The 17,265-nt window shown below is 61.5% G+C and carries 30 protein-coding genes; 1 reads left to right on the top strand and 29 read right to left on the bottom strand.

What is annotated here, in order from left to right; translation table 11 throughout:
• Positions 1-38: 38 nt before the first annotated feature.
• Entirely contained in the window at positions 39-1,526 is a 1,488-nt protein-coding gene (locus NKJ11_RS18130) for a DegQ family serine endoprotease (protein ID WP_352611720.1), read from the bottom strand.
• A 214-nt stretch (positions 1,527-1,740) separates the two neighbouring features.
• On the opposite strand from NKJ11_RS18130, the gene NKJ11_RS18125 reads away from it, so the two are divergent.
• Positions 1,741-2,316, top strand: a complete 576-nt coding sequence (locus tag NKJ11_RS18125; RefSeq protein WP_352793884.1) for a hypothetical protein — start codon at positions 1,741-1,743, stop codon at positions 2,314-2,316.
• A gap of 21 nt (positions 2,317-2,337) precedes the next feature.
• Here the strand turns inward: NKJ11_RS18125 and rplQ are convergent, their stop codons facing one another.
• The 28 genes from rplQ to NKJ11_RS17985 form a co-directional block, all read right to left on the bottom strand.
• The gene (gene rplQ / locus NKJ11_RS18120; protein WP_027038732.1) at positions 2,338-2,769 is read right to left on the bottom strand and encodes a 50S ribosomal protein L17; all 432 of its coding nucleotides are present in this window, start codon (positions 2,767-2,769) and stop codon (positions 2,338-2,340) included.
• Positions 2,770-2,873: 104 nt separating this feature from the next.
• Positions 2,874-3,884 carry a DNA-directed RNA polymerase subunit alpha gene (locus NKJ11_RS18115; protein WP_023812081.1) on the bottom strand — a complete coding sequence of 337 codons (1,011 nt, stop codon included), beginning with the start codon at positions 3,882-3,884 and terminating at the stop codon, positions 2,874-2,876.
• A gap of 102 nt (positions 3,885-3,986) precedes the next feature.
• Positions 3,987-4,376 carry a 30S ribosomal protein S11 gene (gene rpsK, locus NKJ11_RS18110; protein ID WP_006205444.1) on the bottom strand — a complete coding sequence of 130 codons (390 nt, stop codon included), beginning with the start codon at positions 4,374-4,376 and terminating at the stop codon, positions 3,987-3,989.
• A gap of 161 nt (positions 4,377-4,537) precedes the next feature.
• Positions 4,538-4,906 carry a 30S ribosomal protein S13 gene (gene rpsM / locus NKJ11_RS18105; protein ID WP_013531437.1) on the bottom strand — a complete coding sequence of 123 codons (369 nt, stop codon included), beginning with the start codon at positions 4,904-4,906 and terminating at the stop codon, positions 4,538-4,540.
• A gap of 210 nt (positions 4,907-5,116) precedes the next feature.
• Entirely contained in the window at positions 5,117-5,713 is a 597-nt protein-coding gene (locus NKJ11_RS18100; RefSeq protein ID WP_023812082.1) for an adenylate kinase, read from the bottom strand.
• Positions 5,710-7,050: a preprotein translocase subunit SecY gene (gene secY / locus NKJ11_RS18095; RefSeq protein WP_023812083.1), complete on the bottom strand. Its 1,341-nt coding sequence runs from the start codon at positions 7,048-7,050 to the stop codon at positions 5,710-5,712. The genes NKJ11_RS18100 and secY overlap by 4 nt, the downstream gene beginning before the upstream one ends.
• Positions 7,051-7,242: 192 nt before the next feature.
• On the bottom strand, positions 7,243-7,719 hold the full coding sequence (gene rplO / locus NKJ11_RS18090; RefSeq protein WP_013531434.1) for a 50S ribosomal protein L15: 477 nt from the start codon (positions 7,717-7,719) through the stop codon (positions 7,243-7,245).
• 22 nt (positions 7,720-7,741) lie between these two features.
• A complete protein-coding gene (gene rpmD, locus NKJ11_RS18085) occupies positions 7,742-7,939 on the bottom strand; it encodes a 50S ribosomal protein L30 (protein WP_006205449.1) in 198 nt (65 codons plus the stop codon).
• Between the two features lie 24 nt (positions 7,940-7,963).
• Positions 7,964-8,527: a 30S ribosomal protein S5 gene (gene rpsE / locus NKJ11_RS18080; RefSeq protein ID WP_006333394.1), complete on the bottom strand. Its 564-nt coding sequence runs from the start codon at positions 8,525-8,527 to the stop codon at positions 7,964-7,966.
• 147 nt (positions 8,528-8,674) lie between these two features.
• Entirely contained in the window at positions 8,675-9,034 is a 360-nt protein-coding gene (rplR, locus tag NKJ11_RS18075) for a 50S ribosomal protein L18 (protein ID WP_023812084.1), read from the bottom strand.
• Positions 9,035-9,173: 139 nt separating this feature from the next.
• Positions 9,174-9,707 carry a 50S ribosomal protein L6 gene (rplF, locus tag NKJ11_RS18070; RefSeq protein WP_013531432.1) on the bottom strand — a complete coding sequence of 178 codons (534 nt, stop codon included), beginning with the start codon at positions 9,705-9,707 and terminating at the stop codon, positions 9,174-9,176.
• A gap of 89 nt (positions 9,708-9,796) precedes the next feature.
• Complete coding sequence (gene rpsH / locus NKJ11_RS18065; RefSeq protein ID WP_013531431.1) at positions 9,797-10,195, bottom strand: 30S ribosomal protein S8; 399 nt, start codon at positions 10,193-10,195, stop codon at positions 9,797-9,799.
• Positions 10,196-10,207: 12 nt separating this feature from the next.
• A complete protein-coding gene (gene rpsN, locus NKJ11_RS18060) occupies positions 10,208-10,513 on the bottom strand; it encodes a 30S ribosomal protein S14 (protein ID WP_013895695.1) in 306 nt (101 codons plus the stop codon).
• Positions 10,514-10,540: 27 nt separating this feature from the next.
• The gene (gene rplE / locus NKJ11_RS18055; protein WP_013531429.1) at positions 10,541-11,140 is read right to left on the bottom strand and encodes a 50S ribosomal protein L5; all 600 of its coding nucleotides are present in this window, start codon (positions 11,138-11,140) and stop codon (positions 10,541-10,543) included.
• Positions 11,133-11,447 carry a 50S ribosomal protein L24 gene (rplX, locus tag NKJ11_RS18050; RefSeq protein WP_013531428.1) on the bottom strand — a complete coding sequence of 105 codons (315 nt, stop codon included), beginning with the start codon at positions 11,445-11,447 and terminating at the stop codon, positions 11,133-11,135. Before rplX ends, rplE begins: the two co-directional genes overlap by 8 nt.
• A gap of 12 nt (positions 11,448-11,459) precedes the next feature.
• Positions 11,460-11,828: a 50S ribosomal protein L14 gene (gene rplN, locus NKJ11_RS18045; protein WP_006205457.1), complete on the bottom strand. Its 369-nt coding sequence runs from the start codon at positions 11,826-11,828 to the stop codon at positions 11,460-11,462.
• Between the two features lie 83 nt (positions 11,829-11,911).
• Positions 11,912-12,151 carry a 30S ribosomal protein S17 gene (gene rpsQ, locus NKJ11_RS18040; protein WP_010909280.1) on the bottom strand — a complete coding sequence of 80 codons (240 nt, stop codon included), beginning with the start codon at positions 12,149-12,151 and terminating at the stop codon, positions 11,912-11,914.
• Positions 12,152-12,162: 11 nt separating this feature from the next.
• Complete coding sequence (gene rpmC, locus NKJ11_RS18035) at positions 12,163-12,363, bottom strand: 50S ribosomal protein L29 (protein WP_006205459.1); 201 nt, start codon at positions 12,361-12,363, stop codon at positions 12,163-12,165.
• A gap of 13 nt (positions 12,364-12,376) precedes the next feature.
• A complete protein-coding gene (rplP, locus tag NKJ11_RS18030; protein ID WP_013531427.1) occupies positions 12,377-12,790 on the bottom strand; it encodes a 50S ribosomal protein L16 in 414 nt (137 codons plus the stop codon).
• Positions 12,791-12,817: 27 nt separating this feature from the next.
• A complete protein-coding gene (rpsC, locus tag NKJ11_RS18025; RefSeq protein WP_013531426.1) occupies positions 12,818-13,543 on the bottom strand; it encodes a 30S ribosomal protein S3 in 726 nt (241 codons plus the stop codon).
• Positions 13,543-13,932, bottom strand: a complete 390-nt coding sequence (gene rplV / locus NKJ11_RS18020) for a 50S ribosomal protein L22 (protein WP_006205462.1) — start codon at positions 13,930-13,932, stop codon at positions 13,543-13,545. Before rplV ends, rpsC begins: the two co-directional genes overlap by 1 nt.
• Positions 13,933-13,934: 2 nt before the next feature.
• Positions 13,935-14,213, bottom strand: coding sequence for a 30S ribosomal protein S19 (gene rpsS / locus NKJ11_RS18015; RefSeq protein WP_006205463.1), 279 nt, complete (start codon positions 14,211-14,213; stop codon positions 13,935-13,937).
• A 16-nt stretch (positions 14,214-14,229) separates the two neighbouring features.
• Positions 14,230-15,063, bottom strand: coding sequence for a 50S ribosomal protein L2 (gene rplB / locus NKJ11_RS18010; RefSeq protein ID WP_024505067.1), 834 nt, complete (start codon positions 15,061-15,063; stop codon positions 14,230-14,232).
• A gap of 22 nt (positions 15,064-15,085) precedes the next feature.
• Complete coding sequence (locus NKJ11_RS18005; protein ID WP_013531424.1) at positions 15,086-15,379, bottom strand: 50S ribosomal protein L23; 294 nt, start codon at positions 15,377-15,379, stop codon at positions 15,086-15,088.
• The gene (gene rplD, locus NKJ11_RS18000) at positions 15,376-15,996 is read right to left on the bottom strand and encodes a 50S ribosomal protein L4 (RefSeq protein WP_013531423.1); all 621 of its coding nucleotides are present in this window, start codon (positions 15,994-15,996) and stop codon (positions 15,376-15,378) included. The genes NKJ11_RS18005 and rplD overlap by 4 nt, the downstream gene beginning before the upstream one ends.
• Positions 15,996-16,724, bottom strand: a complete 729-nt coding sequence (rplC, locus tag NKJ11_RS17995; RefSeq protein WP_013531422.1) for a 50S ribosomal protein L3 — start codon at positions 16,722-16,724, stop codon at positions 15,996-15,998. Before rplC ends, rplD begins: the two co-directional genes overlap by 1 nt.
• Before the next feature lie 61 nt (positions 16,725-16,785).
• A complete protein-coding gene (gene rpsJ, locus NKJ11_RS17990; RefSeq protein WP_010909272.1) occupies positions 16,786-17,094 on the bottom strand; it encodes a 30S ribosomal protein S10 in 309 nt (102 codons plus the stop codon).
• A 69-nt stretch (positions 17,095-17,163) separates the two neighbouring features.
• On the bottom strand, positions 17,164-17,265 hold a 102-nt coding region (locus tag NKJ11_RS17985; RefSeq protein WP_152536282.1), incomplete at its 5' end, for an EF-Tu C-terminal domain-related protein.

Here is a 17,265-nt window from a genome sequence, read left to right as displayed (position 1 = left end):
TTTCGTTGGAGCATGAGCCCGAATGCACGGAACCAGCCCTAATAACGCAACACCTGACGCATTATCTGCCCGCCACGCTCGACGGTAAAGCGCCACCAGCGCGTATCCGTCTTGGCCGCCAGCTCCAGGGTCGCCGCGGTATCGATGGTGGTGCCGTTCACCTCACGCACGATGTCGCCCGGCTGGAAGCCGAAATCGGCGGCCGGAGAATCGCGGTTGATGTCGACCACGGTGACGCCCTTGATGTCCGTGCGCAGGCCAAGCCGCTGCGCGAGCCGGGGCGACAGCTCCGCGACCTTGGCGCCCGAAAACGGGCTGCGGCCATGCAGCGTCACCTCGGCAGCCTTCATGCCTTCCGGAGCACGCTCCAGCGCTATATCCATCGCCGCTTGCTGGCCCTTGGTCAAAACCGCGAAGTTGGCGGTGGTGCCGATCGACAGCGTCGCCATCCGGTAGTCCAGCGCTTCGATGCTCTCGACCGGCTTGCCGTTGAGCTGCAGCACCACGTCGCCGGGCTTGAGCCCTGCCTTGGCGGCCGGACCGGTCGCTTCGACCGACGAGACCAGCGCACCGGTCGGCTTCTCCATGCCAAGCGATTCGGCGATCTGCGGCGTCACCGATTCGAACTCGGCGCCGACATAGGGCCGCTCGAAGAAGTCGAGCCCGGCCTTGGCCGCGTCGGCAAAAGCGCGAACCATATTCGAGGGAATGGCAAAGCCAATGCCGATCGAACCACCGCTGCGGCTGTAGATGGCGGTGTTGATGCCGACCAGCTGGCCGCCCATGTTGATCAGCGCACCGCCGGAATTGCCCGGATTGATGGCGGCGTCGGTCTGGATGAAGAAGCTGGAATCGGAGACGCCGATATGGCTGCGGGCCAATGCCGAGACGATGCCGCTGGTGGTGGTTTGGCCGACGCCGAAGGGGTTGCCGATGGCCAGCAGCAGGTCGCCGACCTCAAGCGCGTCGGAATCGCCGATGGCGATAACCGGAAACGGCTTGTCCGAGGTGATCTTGAGCACGGCGAGGTCGAGTGTCTCGTCCTTGAGCAGCACCTTGCTGTCGAACTCGCGTCCGTCCGCCGTCGCCACCTTGACCCGGTCGGCATCCTTGATGACGTGGTAATTGGTGACCACGACGCCGGTCGGATCGACCAGCACGCCGGAGCCGAGCGAAGACTGCGCACGCGGCTGCGAGCGGCCGAAGAATTCCTCGAAGAACGGATCGCCGTCGAAAGGCGACGTCACCTTGGCGGTCTGCGAGGCATAGACGTTGACCACCGCCGGGGCTGTCTGCTTGACCAGCGGCGCAAAGGACAATTGCACCTCCTCGCGGCCGAACGGCACACGCTTGTCGGGACCAGCCGTGGCGTTTTCGCCTTCGACGCCATGCAGCAGGTCGGTCAGCACATCGGACAGGCCGGGATCGGTCTTGGTCTCCTCGGCCAATGCCTGCCTGACCACCGGTGCGGCCGCAAACGCCATGACGGCGAAAAGCAGAACAAAGGGCAGTCTTCTGGCGCGCATTCGCGAATCCTCCAAGGCAAGTTCGGGGGCATTGTCCCGACGATTGTGCAAAATGAAAGGCTAAGCCGCTGAAATCCGATTATTTTGGGCAGCAAAACAGCTACAGCTGACCTTGAAACCGAAAACCTCGTGGCCCTGATGAAAAAACAACTCCTGTCTTTCCGTGACTTTTTGAAGACCGGCAGCTTGGGGGCCGATCTCCCCCGACATGACAATGGCCGAGATTGTCGAAGTGCTCGGCACGCCTGAGCATGTCGATCCAGATTACTGGACGTTCGGAAAGCTCGAAATTTCCTTTGATATCACGCCGCCTCGCCAGATGAACTGGTTTCAAATTGAGCAGGCCAGTTGCCTCAAAGGCGATTTGGAGGCTCTCACCACTCGCTTTGCAGTCTCCCTGGACGGGTTCAGCGGAAAGACAAAGCCATCAGAGTTCCTGGGTGCCGGCCTTTGGACTCCAGATCAGGCCAAGGTTTTCTACGCGACGTCCGGCCATGACATCGGAATGAACATCTGCGCCGGACCGATTCAGATACATTTTCATGTGGCTGCCGACTTCATCGGCAACCAAGACGCCGAAACCTATTTGAACGTCTCCTCCCCATCGCAATCGATGGCGAAAATCGATTCTCAAGCCGTCCTCGACAGTATCTATTCATACCCCTACCCGAAGACTGAAGAGGTACCGGGTGCATTCAATTGGAAGCTGTTGAGCGGAAGCCAGTACCTGGCGCTGGCCGATGGACAGCAAACATCGGCAAACAAAAAAGGGGCCCGCAGGCCCCTTTGAACTCATTGGGAAAACCGAGCCTTATGCGGCTGCGGCATCCGCGTCGGCACCTTCGGCTTCGATGCGAGCGCGGTCGCCGGCGCCCTTGGCCGAGACGTCACGATCGACGAACTCGATGACAGCCATGGCGGCGTTGTCACCGTGACGGAAGCCCGCCTTCATGATACGCAGATAGCCGCCATTGCGGTTGGCGTAACGCGGCGCGATGGTGTCGAACAGACGCTTGACGACGCCTTCATTGCCGATCTGGGCAATGACCTGGCGGCGGGCGTGCAGGTCGCCGCGCTTGCCGAGCGTCACCAGCTTCTCGACGATCGGACGCAGGTCCTTCGCCTTCGGCAAGGTCGTGACGATCTGCTCGTGCTCGAGCAGCGACACGGCGAGGTTGGCGAACATCGACTTGCGATGGCTAATGCTTCGGGCGAAGCGACGGCCTTTGAAACCGTGGCGCATGGCTCTTTTCCTTCTTCAGTTGTTCAAGAGGCCGTGGCCTCTGATGGTTTTCCGCATGACCGTCGGATCGAGCGGCCCACGCCGCCGATCCTTGGAATTCATGCTCAATATTGGTCTTCGTAACGCTTAGCGAGGTCTTCGATATTTTCCGGCGGCCAGTCCGGCACTTCCATGCCGAGGTGCAGGCCCATCGCCGCCAGGACTTCCTTGATCTCGTTCAGCGACTTGCGGCCGAAGTTCGGGGTGCGGAGCATCTCGGCTTCGGTCTTCTGGATCAGGTCGCCGATATAGACGATGTTGTCGTTCTTCAGGCAGTTGGCCGAACGCACCGAAAGCTCGAGTTCGTCGACCTTCTTGAGCAGCGCCGGGTTGAAGGCGAGCTCGGTGACGGCCTCGGCGGCGACTTCCTTCTGCGGCTCGTCGAAGTTGACGAACAGGCCGAGCTGGTCCTGCAGGATGCGGGCGGCGAAAGCCACCGCGTCCTCGCCGGTGATCGAACCGTCGGTGTCGATCGTCATGGTCAGCTTGTCATAGTCGAGAACCTGACCCTCGCGGGTGTTCTCGACCTTGTAGGAGACCTTCTTGACCGGCGAATAAAGGCTGTCGACCGGGATCAAGCCGATCGGCGCGTCTTCGGCGCGGTTGCGGTCGGCCGGCACGTAACCCTTGCCGGTGTCGACGGTGAATTCCATGCGGATTTCAGCGCCTTCGTCCAGCGTGCAGATGACGTGGTCGGGGTTGAGGATCTCGACGTCGCCAACCGTCTGGATGTCACCGGCAAGAACAGCACCCGGTCCCTGCTTGCGAACGACCATGCGCTTGGGACCATCGCCTTCCATGCGGATGGCGATTTCCTTGATATTCAAGACGATGTCGGTCACGTCCTCGCGCACACCGGCGATGGACGAGAATTCATGCAGAACGCCGTCGATCTGCACGGCGGTAACAGCCGCACCGCGCAGCGAAGACAGAAGCACGCGGCGCAGCGCGTTGCCCAGCGTCAGGCCAAAGCCACGCTCGAGAGGCTCGGCGACCAGCGTGGTCAGCGTCTTCTTCTTCGACGAGAACTCGATCTTGTTCGGCTTGATCAGTTCCTGCCAATTTTTCTGGATCATGATGCTTTCCTTCCGTTGACCCGCCACCATCCAATCGTGGCGGGCGACCTGGAATGCCGCGGAGGAGCGCCCAAGGGCGCTCGCGCGGCGTTCGATAAATGCTTAGACGCGACGCTTCTTGCGCGGGCGGCAGCCATTGTGCGGGATCGGCGTCACATCACGGATCGACGTGATGGTGAAGCCGGCGGCCTGCAGGGCGCGCAATGCCGATTCACGACCGGAGCCGGGCCCGCAGACCTCGACTTCGAGCATGCGCATGCCGTGTTCCTGGGCCTTCTTGGCAACATCCTCGGCAGCCATCTGGGCAGCGAACGGGGTCGACTTGCGCGAACCCTTGAAGCCCTGGGCACCGGCCGACGACCAGGCAATCGAATTGCCCTGCGCGTCGGTGATGGTGATCATCGTGTTGTTGAAGGTCGAATTGACGTGGGCAACGCCCGACGAGATATTCTTGCGTTCGCGACGGCGAACACGAGCGGCTTCCTTGGCCATGATAGTCCTTTCAGTTGATCTCTACACCGCCGTAATGCCAGCGGCTCCACCTTCGTAAGGGAGTAGGGGAATAGGGCAGTAAGGGAGTAGGGAAAAGTGCGGCCCGATTGATGGGCATTCCCTACTGCCTTACTCCCCTACTCCCTTATTCCCCTAACAAATTACTTCTTCTTGCCGGCGATCGACTTGGCCGGGCCCTTGCGGGTGCGCGCATTGGTATGCGTGCGCTGGCCGCGGACCGGCAGCGAGCGGCGGTGACGCAGGCCGCGGTAGCAGCCGAGGTCCATGAGCCGCTTGATGTTCATAGAGACTTCGCGGCGCAGGTCGCCTTCAACCTGGTAATCGCGGTCGATGGTTTCGCGGATCTGCAGCACTTCCGCGTCGGTCAGCTGGTTGACGCGGCGCTCGGCCGGGATGCCGACCTTGTCGACGATCTCCTGGGCGAACCGCTTGCCAATGCCGTGAATGTACTGAAGCGCAATGACAACGCGCTTGTTGGTCGGAATGTTGACGCCGGCTATACGAGCCATGTTCTTCCCTTCTCCATGTGGGCCGGCCAATCCTCAAAAACGAGGCGGGCACGGCGCTGTCTTAAGTTGCCCCGCGTCCGGTGGAGGCCGGCCCATGCGGAAGTTTCCAGTTCAATACGGCTGCCTTGCCCTTGCGGACAAGCAAAGCTCATGCCTGATAGGAAGACGGGCCGCCATACCGCAGCGAACCGCTTCCGTCAAGTGCAATCGTTAATTTCCCCGCACTGCGTCCTTGAGCACCGCTTCGATCTGTTCCGTCACGGCGTCGATATCGGCCATGCCGTCGACACTGCGGAGCTTGCCCTTGGCATAGTAGTAGCCAATCAGCGGCGACGTCTTCTTGTAGTATTCCCTCAGGCGCTCTTCGAACACCGTCGGGTTGTCGTCCTTGCGAACGGGAAGGCCGGCTGCCTGCGCCTCGTCGGCGCGCTTGACGATCCGGCCGACCAGGGCCTTGTCGTCGACCACGAGCTCAATGACGGCGTCGAGGGCCTGGGAGCGATCCAACAGCATCTGCTCGACCGCATCCGCCTGCACCAGGGTCCGCGGATAGCCGTCGAGGATGAACCCCTTGGCGCAGTCGGGCTGATCGATACGCTCGGCGACGATCGCGTTGACGATCGCATCGGACACCAGTTCACCGGCATCCATCACCGCCTTGGCGCGCTTGCCGACTTCGGTGCCTGCCTGGACGGCAGCACGCAGCATGTCGCCCGTCGAGAGCTGGGGTATGCCGTGTTTTTCTACCAGTCTTTGTGCTTGCGTCCCCTTGCCCGCTCCTGGCGGCCCAAGCAATATCAACCTCATCTGGCTTTCTTCCCCCCGCGCAGCTTCGACTTCTTGATCAGGCCTTCATACTGGTGCGCGATCAGGTGGCCCTGAATCTGCGCAACCGTATCGAGCGTGACACTGACCACGATCAGAAGCGATGTGCCACCAAGGTAGAATGGTACGCCAGTCGCCGAGATCAGGAACTCCGGCAGCAGGCACACCAGCACCAGATAGATGGCGCCGACGACGGTGATGCGGGTGAGAACGTAATCGATGTAATCGGCGGTGCGCTCGCCCGGACGATAACCCGGGATGAAGCCTGAATGCTTCTTGAGCTGGTCGGCGGTGTCCTTCGGGTTGAAGACAATCGCAGTGTAGAAGAAAGCGAAGAACGCGATCATCGCCGCATAGAATGCCATGTAGAGCGGCTGGCCATGTCCGAGTGCAGCCAGAATGGTGCTTGCCCAGGCCGGCATGTTGGTCGTCTGCGAGAAACCCGCGACGGTGGCCGGCAGCAACAGCAGCGACGAGGCGAAGATCGGCGGAATGACACCCGACGTGTTGAGCTTCAGCGGCAGATGCGAGGTATCGCCCTGGAACATGCGGTTGCCGACCTGGCGCTTCGGATACTGGATCAGCAAGCGGCGCTGGGCGCGCTCGAAGAACACGATGAGTGCGATGACGACGACGGCCAGCACGATGATCGCCAGGATCAGGCCGGTCGACAGCGCGCCGGTGCGGCCAAGCTCCAGCGTGCCGGAGATGGCGTGCGGCAGGCCGGCGACGATGCCGGAGAAGATGATCAGCGAAATGCCGTTGCCGATGCCGCGCGCGGTTATCTGCTCGCCCAGCCACATCAGGAACATGGTGCCGCCGACCAGCGTGACAACGGTCGAGATGCGGAAGAACATGCCGGGATCGCTGACGATGCCGTTGCCGCCTTCCAGACCGACAGAAATGCCATAGGCCTGAACCAGCGCAAGCAGCACGGTGCCGTAGCGCGTGTATTGGTTGATGACCTTGCGGCCCTGTTCGCCTTCCTTCTTCAGCGCTTCCAGTGACGGGATGACCGAGGTCATCAGCTGCATGATGATGGACGCGGAGATGTAAGGCATGATGCCGAGCGCAAAGATCGCCATGCGCTGCACGGCGCCGCCGGCGAACATGTTGAACATGCCAAGCACGCCCTTGCTCTGCGAAGAGAATGCCTGGGCGAAGGCGTCGGGATTGATACCAGGAAGCGGGATGTAGGTGCCGAGGCGATAGACGAGCAGCGCGCCGATCGTGAACCAGATGCGCTTCTTCAAATCCTCCGCCTTGGCGAAGGCCGAGAAATTCAGATTCGAGGCTAATTGTTCAGCAGCCGAAGCCATGCCTGATTCTCCGCTTGGTAACGCTTGATGGCCCTGAGGTCAGGCGGCGCGTTTCACCGAAGCTCACGAGATAAGCTCCGGGCTCTAAACATGCAAGCGGCCGCGTTGACGCGGCCGCCTCGTTGAGCAGATCAAAGCGCAATCGTGAGCAAAAACGGATCCAACTCTTGCCGATCGCGCTTCAAATTGCCGTTACTCGGCGGCTGCCTTTTCCTGCGGCAGCTTGACCGAACCGCCGGCCTTTTCGATCTTTTCGATCGCGGCCTTGGAGGCGCCGGCGACGTCAAAGGCGAGCTTCGCCTTGATCTCGCCGTCCGAGAGGATGCGCACGCCGTCCTTGACGCGGCGGATGACGCCGGCGGCAACCAGCGATTCAGCCGTCACGGTCGCCTTGGCATCGAGCTTCTTGGCGTCGATGGCCACCTGAATGCGGGCCAGCGACACGACGGTGAAGCTCTTGGCGAAGATGTTGTTGAAGCCACGCTTCGGCAGGCGCCGGTAGAGCGGCATCTGGCCGCCTTCGAAGCCGTTGATGGCGACGCCGGAGCGCGCCTTTTGGCCCTTGACGCCGCGACCGCCGGTCTTGCCGGAGCCGGAGCCGATACCACGGCCGAGACGCTTCTTGGAGTGCGTCGCGCCGTCCTTGTCACGCAGATCGTTGAGTTTCATCTGAGTTCTCCTGCGCTCTGGCTCAGCCCTCGTCCACGACGCGGACGAGATGCTGGACGGCAGCGATCATGCCGCGCACGGAGGGCGTATCTTCCAGCGTGCGCTGCTTGTGCATCTTGTTGAGGCCGAGGCCGACCAGCGTTGCGCGCTGTTCCTTCGGGCGGCGGATCGGCGAACCGATCTGCTCAACGGTGATGGTCTTGGTTGCTTTCTTGGCCATGGTCAAAATCCCTGGTCAGATCGACTATTCTTCAGCCGCAACGGCGGTGCCGCGGCGGGCCTGAAGGGTCGAATACTTGATGCCGCGAGCAGCAGCCACATCCTTGGGATGCATCTGGCTCTTCAGCGCGTCGAATGTGGCGCGAACCATGTTGTAGGGGTTCGACGAACCCATCGACTTGGCGACCACGTCATGCATGCCGAGCGTCTCGAAGACAGCGCGCATCGGGCCACCGGCGATGATGCCGGTACCTTGCTTGGCAGCGCGCAGCAGCACGCGTCCGGCGCCCCAGCGTCCTTCGACGTCATGGTGCAGCGTACGGCCCGAGCGCAGCGGCACGAAGATCATGTCGCGCTTGGCCGATTCAGTTGCCTTGCGGATAGCTTCCGGCACTTCGCGCGCCTTGCCGTGACCAAAGCCGACGCGGCCCTTCTGGTCGCCGACGACGACGAGTGCTGCAAAACCGAAGCGACGGCCGCCCTTGACGACCTTGGCGACGCGGTTGATGTGGACGAGCTTGTCCACCATGCCGTCATCGCGTTCTTCACGATCGCGGCCGCGGCCGCCATCCCTACGTTCCTGTGCCATATCCTGTTCCTTGTTTTTTTCCGGAAGCACGGTTGCTGATAAGATCCGGTGCCTCGCCCCGAATAAATCGGGAACGGTCACCGGGGGCGAAATCAATTCCTTCGCATAATCCCTATCCGAAAAGTCTGCAACTTTTCGGGACTATGCTTAGAAGCTCAAGCCACCTTCGCGGGCAGCCTCGGCGAGCGCCTTGACGCGGCCGTGATAGATGTAGGCGCCGCGGTCGAAGACGACTTCCTTGACGCCGGCCTTGGTGGCGCGCTCGGCGATCAGCTTGCCGATCGCGGTCGCGGCGGCGGTGTCGGCGCCGGTCTTGAGCGAACCCTTGAGGTCCTTCTCGAGCGTCGAAGCGGCAGCGATGGTGTGGCCCTTGGCGTCGTCGATGACCTGCACGTAGATGTTCTTCGACGTGCGGTGGACCGACAGACGCGGGCGCTCGCCGGCGACCTTCTTGATCTGACGACGGACGCGCTGCGCGCGGCGCTGCGTGGATTCCTTGGTACCCATGATGGTCTTCCTTGCCTTCAAAAAACGGGGGCCGCCATATGCGGTAGGCGAAAGCGCCTCCCGCGACCGCTCCCCGCGGCGTTACACTTCCTGGCTTGGCCTTTTCCGAAAAGTCTTCAACCTCTCGAGGCCAGGCCCACTACTTCTTCTTGCCTTCCTTGCGGACGATCTTCTCGCCAGCATAGCGGACGCCCTTGCCCTTGTAGGGCTCCGGACCACGATACTCGCGGATCTCGGCCGCAACCTGGCCGACCTGCTGCTTGTCGATGCCGGCCACGGTGATTTCAGTCGGCTTCGGCACCGTGATGGTGATGCCCTGCGGCGTCTCATAGACGACGTCATGGCTGAAGCCAAGCGCCAGCTGCAGGTTCTTGCCCTGAAGTGCCGCGCGATAGCCGACGCCGGTGATCTCGAGCTTCTTCTCGAAACCGTCCTTGACGCCCTGCAGGATGTTGACGATCTGCGTGCGCGACATGCCCCACTTGGAGCGGGCGGTCTTGGTCTGGTCGCGCGGCTGGACAGCGATCTCGCTGCCTTCCATCTTGACCAGCACTTCGTCGTTTACCACGAACTTCAGCTCACCCTTGGGGCCCTTCGCCGTCACGGTCTGGCCGTTGACGGTCGCGGTCACGCCCTGCGGCAGCGAAACGGGTTTCTTTCCAATACGAGACATTTTGTTGTCCTCGTCACTTCTCTTGTTTCAGGTCTCTGTCTTCGGGAACGATCCGAAGACCGGATTCCACTTTGCGGTCAACTGCCAGATCAGAAGATCTGGCAGAGGATCTCACCGCCGACGTTCTGTTCACGTGCTTCATGGTCGGCCATCACGCCCTTCGGTGTCGAAAGGATGGCGATGCCGAGGCCGTTGGCGACCTGCGGGATCGACTTGGCCGAAACATAGACGCGGCGGCCTGGCTTCGAGACGCGGGCGATTTCGCGCACGACCGGCGCGCCGTCGAAATACTTCAGCTCGATCTCGATTTCGGACTTGCCGTTGTCGAAGTCGGTCTGGCTGTAATCGCGGATATAGCCTTCAGCCTTCAGCACGTCGAGGACGCGGGTGCGCAGACGCGAAGCCGGCGTCGAAACGCTCGACTTCTTGCGGCCATACGCGTTGCGGATGCGGGTCAGCATATCGCCGAGAGGATCGCTCAATGACATGTTATGTCCTCCTTACCAGCTCGACTTGACCAGGCCCGGGATCTGGCCGTTATTGCCGAGATCACGAAGCGCGATGCGCGATACTTTGAGCTTGCGATAGTAGGCGCGCGGACGGCCGGTGACTTCGCAGCGGTTGCGGATGCGGATCTTGGCCGAGTTGCGCGGCATGGCGGCAAGCTTCAGCTGAGCGCGGAAGCGCTCTTCCATCGGCTTGGACTGATCCATGATGATCGCCTTGAGCGCAGCCCGCTTGGGACCGTACTGGTCAGCAAGCTTGCGGCGCCTGTTGTTCTTCTCGACTGAGCTGGTCTTTGCCATTTCAGATTTTTCCTTTTCTCGCTGCCGTTACTGGCGGAAGGGGAAGTTGAAGGCCTTGAGCAACGCCCTGGCTTCGTCGTCCGTCTTCGCAGTCGTACAAACGATGACGTCCATGCCCCAGATCTGATCAACCTTGTCGTAGTTGATCTCCGGGAACACGATGTGTTCCTTGATGCCCATGGCGTAGTTGCCACGGCCATCGAAGCTCTTCGGATTCAGTCCGCGAAAGTCGCGGACGCGCGGCAGTGCGATGTTCACGAGGCGGTCGAGGAACTCGTACATGCGTTCCTTGCGCAACGTGACCTTGGCACCGATCGGCATCTTCTCGCGGACCTTGAAGCCGGCGATCGAATTGCGGGCGCGGGTGACGACGGCCTTCTGGCCGGCGATCATCGCCAGGTCTTCGGCCGCGATCGAAGGCTTCTTCGAATCGGCGGTCGCTTCGCCAACGCCCATGTTCAGCACGATCTTGTCGATGCGCGGAACCTGCATCTCGTTGTCGTAGCCGAACTGTTCCTGCAGCGCCTTGCGGATGGTCTCGTTGTAGACCTGCTTGAGGCGCGGCGTGTTCTGAGCCTTGGACTGTTTGCTTTCAGCCTTGGGCTTCGTGGTTTGAGCCTTAGCCATTGATGACTTCTCCCGAGCGCTTGGCGACGCGCACCTTCTTGCCGTCCTTCTGGAAGATGAAGCCGACGCGGGTCGGCTTGCCATCCTTGGGGTCGGCCAGCGCGATGTTCGACAGCTGGATCGGCGCTTCCTTGGTGATGATCCCGCCCTCTTGGGACTGGGACTGCTTCTGGTGACGGCGGATCATGTTGACGCCGCGCACCAGCGCGGTGTCTTCCTTCGGCTGCACCGAGAGGACTTCGCCCGAACGGCCCTTGTCCTTGCCGGCCAGCACGACGACCTTGTCGCCTTTTCTAATCTTTTGCATTGGTCCGGCTCCTTACAGCACTTCAGGCGCGAGCGAGATGATCTTCATGTGGTTCTTGGCGCGGAGTTCGCGCGGAACCGGTCCGAAGATACGCGTGCCGATCGGCTCTTTCTTGTTGTCGACGAGAACGGCCGCGTTCTTGTCGAAACGGATCACGCTGCCGTCCGGGCGGCGGATGTCCTTGGCCGTGCGAACCACGACCGCCTTCATCACATCGCCCTTCTTCACGCGGCCGCGCGGAATGGCTTCCTTGATCGACACCACGATGATGTCGCCCACGGAAGCGTATTTCCGCTTCGAGCCGCCCAGCACCTTGATGCACATGACACGACGGGCGCCGGAATTATCCGCGACGTCGAGGTTTGTTTGCATCTGAATCATGACTGGCCGCCTTCTTCTCTTCTAACGGGATGGGCTCAAAGCCCCTCCCCGGTCTGTCCAAAATTCGTTGTTTACGCCCGAGGTCAGGCTTGGTCCGAAGACACGACGATCCAGCGCTTGTCCTTGGAAATCGGCTTCGATTCCTGGATGAACACCTGATCGCCTACCTTGTGGGCGTTGTTCTCGTCGTGCGCCTTGTACTTCTTGGTCATGCGCACGGTCTTCTTCATCACGGGATGCGTGAAGCGCCGTTCGACCTTGACGACAACCGTCTTCTCGTTCTTGTCGCTGACGACGGTGCCCTGCAGAATGCGCTTTGGCATGGTTTTCGTCCTTAAGCCTTCTTAGCCGCGGACTTTTCCGCAGCGATGGTCTTGATACGCGCAATATCCTTACGGACCTGTCTCACGCGCGCGGTCTTCTCGAGCTGGCCGGTGGCCTTCTGGAAGCGCAGGTTGAACTGCTCCTTCTTCAGGCTGGCCAGGTCGTCGGTCAGCTGGTCCTGGGTCTTGGTCCGGATGTCTTCGGCTTTCATGATCAGCCCGTCCTTATTCTGCGATGCGCTGCACAAAGCGCGTCTTGACCGAGAGCTTGGCCGCGCCGAGACGCAGTGCCTCACGGGCGGTTTCTTCATTGACGCCGTCGATCTCGAACATGATACGGCCCGGCTTGACGCGCGCCGCCCAGTAGTCGACCGCACCCTTGCCCTTACCCATGCGGACTTCGGTCGGCTTCGAAGTGACCGGCACGTCCGGGAAAATACGGATCCAGACGCGACCAGCGCGCTTCATTTCACGCGTGATCGCGCGGCGGGCCGCCTCGATCTCACGTGCGGTGACGCGGTTCGGCTCAAGCGCCTTCAGCCCGAAACCACCGAAATCCAGGTTGGTGCCGCCCTTTGCGGTACCATGGATACGGCCCTTGAACTGCTTGCGGAACTTTGTGCGCTTTGGCTGCAGCATCGTTCTAACTCCAAATTCCTAAATGTCTCAGGCGTTTTCGCGACGACGACCGCGTTCGCGATCACCACCACCGCCATGCGCTGCATCGCTTTCGCTGGCCCGACGCTCCGAAGCCATCGGGTCATGCTCAAGGATTTCGCCCTTGAACACCCAGACCTTGACGCCGCAGATGCCATAAGCCGTGTGCGCTTCGGCCGTACCGTAGTCGACGTCCGCACGCAGCGTATGCAGCGGCACGCGGCCTTCGCGATACCATTCCATGCGCGCGATCTCGGCGCCGCCGAGGCGGCCGGCGCAGTTGATGCGGATGCCTTCGGCACCGAGGCGCATCGCCGACTGAACGGCGCGCTTCATGGCGCGGCGGAACGCGATACGACGCTCGAGCTGCTGGGCGATCGACTGGGCGACCAGGGTCGCGTCGATCTCCGGCTTGCGCACTTCAACGATGTTAAGGTGCGTCTCGGACTTCGTCATCTCCATCAGCTTCTTGCGAAGCTTCTCGATGTCGGCGCCCTTCTTGCCGATGATCAGGCCCGGGCGCGCAGCGTGGATGGTGACACGGCACTTCTTGTGCGGACGCTCGATCACGACCTTCGAGATGGCAGCCTGCTTGAGCTCCTTCTCGAGATACTTGCGGATCTTGATGTCCTCATGCAGCAGCTTGCCGTACTCGCCGGTGTTCGCGAACCAGCGCGAATCCCAGGTGCGGTTGATGCCGAGGCGAAGACCGATCGGATTGACTTTCTGGCCCATTATGCGGCCTCCCCTTTTTCTTCGACTTCACGAACGACGATCGTGAGGTGCGAGAACGGCTTCTCGATACGGCTGGCGCGACCGCGGCCACGGGCATGGAACCGCTTCATGACGATCGACTTGCCGACATAGGCTTCCGCCACGATCAGTGCATCGACATCCAGGTCGTGGTTGTTTTCCGCGTTGGCGATTGCCGATTCCAGCGTCTTCTTGACCGTGCCGGAAATCCGCTTGGCCGAGAATTCGAGATCGGAAAGCGCTGTCGCGACCTTCTTGCCGCGGATCAGCGCGGCAACGAGGTTGAGCTTCTGCGGGCTGATACGGATCGTGCGCAATACGGCGCGCGCTTCGTTATCAGCAAGCCTGCGCGGAGCTTTGGCCTTGCCCATGATTATTTCCTCTTCGCCTTCTTATCCGCGCCGTGACCGTAATAGGTCCGGGTCGGAGCGAATTCACCGAACTTGTGACCGACCATGTCCTCGTTCACCGAGACGGGAACATGCTTCTGGCCGTTGTAGACACCGAAGGTGAAGCCGACGAACTGCGGCAGGATGGTGGAGCGACGGCTCCACATCTTGATCACCTCATTGCGACCACCTTCACGAACCTTGTCCACCTTCTTGAGAAGGTAGCCGTCAATGAAGGGGCCTTTCCAAATCGAACGAGTCACTTGGCGTTACCTCTTCTTAGCTCTTGCGCTGATGGCGCGAGCGCAGGATGAACTTGTCGGTCGCCTTGTTGGACCGCGTCTTCTTGCCCTTGGTCGGCTTGCCCCAGGGCGAAACCGGATGGCGGCCACCCGAGGTGCGGCCTTCGCCGCCGCCGTGCGGATGGTCGACCGGGTTCATGGTCACGCCGCGATTGTGCGGGCGCTTGCCACGCCAAACCGTGCGACCGGCCTTGCCGTCATTGATGTTGCCGTGGTCCGGATTGGACACGGCGCCAACAGTGGCCATGCAGGAGCCGTGAACGACACGCTGCTCGCCCGAATTGAGGCGCAGGATCGCCATGCCCTGGTCACGACCGACCAGCTGACCGTAACCACCTGCCGAACGGGCGACCTGAGCGCCCTTGCCCGGCTTCAGCTCGATGTTGTGGACGATGGTGCCGACCGGCATCGAAGCCAGCGGCATCGCATTGCCCGGCTTCACGTCGACCGATTCACCGGACACGATCTTGTCGCCGGGAGCCAGACGCTGCGGAGCGATGATGTAGGACAGCTCGCCATCATCATACTTGATCAGCGCGATGAAAGCGGTGCGGTTCGGATCGTATTCAATGCGCTCGACCGTGCCGACGACGTCGAACTTGCGGCGCTTGAAGTCGATGATGCGGTACGAACGCTTGTGACCACCGCCGATGAAGCGGGCGGTGATGCGACCATGATTGTTGCGGCCGCCCGACTTGGTCAGGCCTTCGGTCAGACCCTTGACGGGCTTGCCCTTGTAGAGGCCCGAGCGGTCGACGATGACCAGCTGACGGGTGCTGGGCGTTACCGGGTTGAATTTTTTCAGTGCCATTGTTCTGTCCTCGCGGCCTTGCTCAGAGACCCGTCGCGACGTCGATCGACTGGCCATCGGCCAGCGTCACAACCGCCTTCTTGACGTCGCTCTGGCGGCCAACCGTGCCACGGAAGCGCTTGATCTTGCCCTTGCGGACAAGCGTGTTCACGGCCATCACCTTGACGCCGAACAGCGCTTCGACGGCGGCCTTGATTTCCGGCTTCGACGCCTTCTTGGCGACGTTGAAGACGACCTTGTTCTGCTCGGAGGCCATGGTCGACTTTTCGGTGATCGCCGGCGAGACGATCACGTCGTAATGACGAAGGTCGGTCATTTAAAACGCTCCTCGAGAGCCTCGACGGCGGCCTTCGAAAGGACCAGCGTGCCGCGGCGCAGAATGTCGTAGACGTTGATGCCCTGGATGGGCAGCACGTCGATGTTGGGGATGTTCGTCGCCGCCAGCTTGAAGTTCTTGTCAAGCTCGGCGCCGCCGATCAGCAAAGCGTTGGTCAGGCCCAGCGTCGCGAAATTCGCGATCAGCGCCTTCGTCTTGGCCTCGGTCAGCTTCAGCTCGTCGATGATGATGATCGACGCGCTCTTGGCCTTGGCCGAGAGAGCATGCTTGAGGCCGAGAGCACGAACCTTCTTCGGCAGTTCGTGCTCGTGGCTGCGAACGACCGGGCCGTGGGCCTTGCCGCCGCCGCGGAACTGCGGAGCGCGTGCCGAATGGTGACGGGCGCGGCCCGTACCCTTCTGCTTGTACATCTTGGCGCCGGTGCGCGCGATCTCGGCGCGACCCTTGGTCTTGTGCGTGCCCTGCTGCTTCTTGGCAAGCTGCCAGCGCACGACGCGCTGCAGGATGTCTTCGCGCGGATCAAGGCCGAAAATCTCGTCGGAGAGTTCCACCTTGCCGGCGTCCTTGCCGCCCAGCGTTGTGATCTTGAGATCCATTATTCCGCTCCCTCTGTGGCCGGAGCCTCGTTCTTGGCGCCACTTTCGGCAGCAACGGCGCGGATCGCGGCAGGCTTCGGCGCATTGGCCGGCAGTGCCACCTTGGCCGCATCGCGGACCAGGATCCAGGCGCCCTTCGATCCGGGAACCGCACCGCGGATCAGGATCAGGCCGCGGTCGGCGTCGGTCGATACGATCTCGACATTCTGCGTGGTGACGCGGGTGTCGCCCATGTGGCCAGCCATATGCTTGCCCTTGAACACCTTGCCCGGGTCCTGGCGCTGGCCGGTCGAACCGTGCGTACGGTGCGAAACCGAGTTACCGTGCGTCGCACGGCCACCGCCCATGTGGTGGCGCTTAATGACGCCCTGAAAACCCTTGCCGATCGTCGTGCCCGTCACATCGACCTTCTGGCCGGCGACGAAGTGCTCGACGGTGATCTCCGCGCCGACATCGATCATGTTGTCGGCGGAGACGCGGAACTCGGCGACCTTCGCCTTCGGCTCGACGGAAGCGGTCGCGAAATGGCCGCGCATCGCCTTCGACGTGTTCTTCACCTTGGCAAGGCCAACGCCGAGCTGAACGGCGGTGTAGCCATTCTTCTCTTGCGTGCGCTGGGCCACGACCTGGCAGTTCTCCATCAGGAGAACGGTGACGGGAACATGTTCCCCGGCATCGTTATAGATGCGGGTCATTCCCACCTTTTTTGCAATCACACCTGAACGCATCGGTTCAATTCCTTTAGAGTTCCGGGCCAGGGGCACCGCCCCTTACCGCGCTCTCATTCCCTTAGAGCTTGATCTCGACGTCGACGCCGGCGGCCAGATCGAGCTTCATCAAAGCATCGACCGTCTGCGGGGTCGGATCGACGATGTCGAGCAGACGCTTGTGCGTGCGCATCTCGAACTGCTCGCGGCTCTTCTTGTCGACGTGAGGCGACCGGTTGACCGTGAACTTTTCGATCCGCGTCGGCAGCGGAATGGGGCCGCGGACGTTTGCACCGGTACGCTTGGCCGTCGACACGATTTCCTTCGTCGAGGCGTCGAGCACGCGGTGGTCAAACGCCTTAAGGCGGATGCGGATATTCTGTCCGTTCATGCGTCACTTCCTTGTTCTGGCGCGGCGCGGGCAACTCCCGCGCCCGCGACAGATCGGTTTAAGTCCAAATTACTCTTTGATGGTGACGACGATGCCGGCACCGACGGTGCGGCCGCCTTCACGGATAGCGAAGCGCAGCTTCTCTTCCATGGCGATCGGCACGATCAGCTC

This window comes from Mesorhizobium sp. M0243, assembly GCF_040321775.1.
Classification (GTDB): domain Bacteria; phylum Pseudomonadota; class Alphaproteobacteria; order Rhizobiales; family Rhizobiaceae; genus Mesorhizobium.
This window is presented reverse-complemented; position numbering and strand designations above follow the sequence as displayed.

What these genes read in the sequence shown, in the direction of transcription:
- NKJ11_RS18130 (WP_352611720.1), bottom strand. Translation starts at nt 1,526, where the DNA reads ATGCGCGCCAGAAGACTGCCCTTTGTTCTGCTTTTCGCCGTCATGGCG.
- NKJ11_RS18125 (WP_352793884.1), top strand. Translation starts at nt 1,741, where the DNA reads ATGGCCGAGATTGTCGAAGTGCTCGGCACGCCTGAGCATGTCGATCCA.
- rplQ (WP_027038732.1), bottom strand. Translation starts at nt 2,769, where the DNA reads ATGCGCCACGGTTTCAAAGGCCGTCGCTTCGCCCGAAGCATTAGCCAT.
- NKJ11_RS18115 (WP_023812081.1), bottom strand. Translation starts at nt 3,884, where the DNA reads ATGATCCAGAAAAATTGGCAGGAACTGATCAAGCCGAACAAGATCGAG.
- rpsK (WP_006205444.1), bottom strand. Translation starts at nt 4,376, where the DNA reads ATGGCCAAGGAAGCCGCTCGTGTTCGCCGTCGCGAACGCAAGAATATC.
- rpsM (WP_013531437.1), bottom strand. Translation starts at nt 4,906, where the DNA reads ATGGCTCGTATAGCCGGCGTCAACATTCCGACCAACAAGCGCGTTGTC.
- NKJ11_RS18100 (WP_023812082.1), bottom strand. Translation starts at nt 5,713, where the DNA reads ATGAGGTTGATATTGCTTGGGCCGCCAGGAGCGGGCAAGGGGACGCAA.
- secY (WP_023812083.1), bottom strand. Translation starts at nt 7,050, where the DNA reads ATGGCTTCGGCTGCTGAACAATTAGCCTCGAATCTGAATTTCTCGGCC.
- rplO (WP_013531434.1), bottom strand. Translation starts at nt 7,719, where the DNA reads ATGAAACTCAACGATCTGCGTGACAAGGACGGCGCGACGCACTCCAAG.
- rpmD (WP_006205449.1), bottom strand. Translation starts at nt 7,939, where the DNA reads ATGGCCAAGAAAGCAACCAAGACCATCACCGTTGAGCAGATCGGTTCG.
- rpsE (WP_006333394.1), bottom strand. Translation starts at nt 8,527, where the DNA reads ATGGCACAGGAACGTAGGGATGGCGGCCGCGGCCGCGATCGTGAAGAA.
- rplR (WP_023812084.1), bottom strand. Translation starts at nt 9,034, where the DNA reads ATGGGTACCAAGGAATCCACGCAGCGCCGCGCGCAGCGCGTCCGTCGT.
- rplF (WP_013531432.1), bottom strand. Translation starts at nt 9,707, where the DNA reads ATGTCTCGTATTGGAAAGAAACCCGTTTCGCTGCCGCAGGGCGTGACC.
- rpsH (WP_013531431.1), bottom strand. Translation starts at nt 10,195, where the DNA reads ATGTCATTGAGCGATCCTCTCGGCGATATGCTGACCCGCATCCGCAAC.
- rpsN (WP_013895695.1), bottom strand. Translation starts at nt 10,513, where the DNA reads ATGGCAAAGACCAGCTCAGTCGAGAAGAACAACAGGCGCCGCAAGCTT.
- rplE (WP_013531429.1), bottom strand. Translation starts at nt 11,140, where the DNA reads ATGGCTAAGGCTCAAACCACGAAGCCCAAGGCTGAAAGCAAACAGTCC.
- rplX (WP_013531428.1), bottom strand. Translation starts at nt 11,447, where the DNA reads ATGCAAAAGATTAGAAAAGGCGACAAGGTCGTCGTGCTGGCCGGCAAG.
- rplN (WP_006205457.1), bottom strand. Translation starts at nt 11,828, where the DNA reads ATGATTCAGATGCAAACAAACCTCGACGTCGCGGATAATTCCGGCGCC.
- rpsQ (WP_010909280.1), bottom strand. Translation starts at nt 12,151, where the DNA reads ATGCCAAAGCGCATTCTGCAGGGCACCGTCGTCAGCGACAAGAACGAG.
- rpmC (WP_006205459.1), bottom strand. Translation starts at nt 12,363, where the DNA reads ATGAAAGCCGAAGACATCCGGACCAAGACCCAGGACCAGCTGACCGAC.
- rplP (WP_013531427.1), bottom strand. Translation starts at nt 12,790, where the DNA reads ATGCTGCAGCCAAAGCGCACAAAGTTCCGCAAGCAGTTCAAGGGCCGT.
- rpsC (WP_013531426.1), bottom strand. Translation starts at nt 13,543, where the DNA reads ATGGGCCAGAAAGTCAATCCGATCGGTCTTCGCCTCGGCATCAACCGC.
- rplV (WP_006205462.1), bottom strand. Translation starts at nt 13,932, where the DNA reads ATGGGCAAGGCCAAAGCTCCGCGCAGGCTTGCTGATAACGAAGCGCGC.
- rplB (WP_024505067.1), bottom strand. Translation starts at nt 15,063, where the DNA reads ATGGCACTGAAAAAATTCAACCCGGTAACGCCCAGCACCCGTCAGCTG.
- NKJ11_RS18005 (WP_013531424.1), bottom strand. Translation starts at nt 15,379, where the DNA reads ATGACCGACCTTCGTCATTACGACGTGATCGTCTCGCCGGCGATCACC.
- rplD (WP_013531423.1), bottom strand. Translation starts at nt 15,996, where the DNA reads ATGGATCTCAAGATCACAACGCTGGGCGGCAAGGACGCCGGCAAGGTG.
- rplC (WP_013531422.1), bottom strand. Translation starts at nt 16,724, where the DNA reads ATGCGTTCAGGTGTGATTGCAAAAAAGGTGGGAATGACCCGCATCTAT.
- rpsJ (WP_010909272.1), bottom strand. Translation starts at nt 17,094, where the DNA reads ATGAACGGACAGAATATCCGCATCCGCCTTAAGGCGTTTGACCACCGC.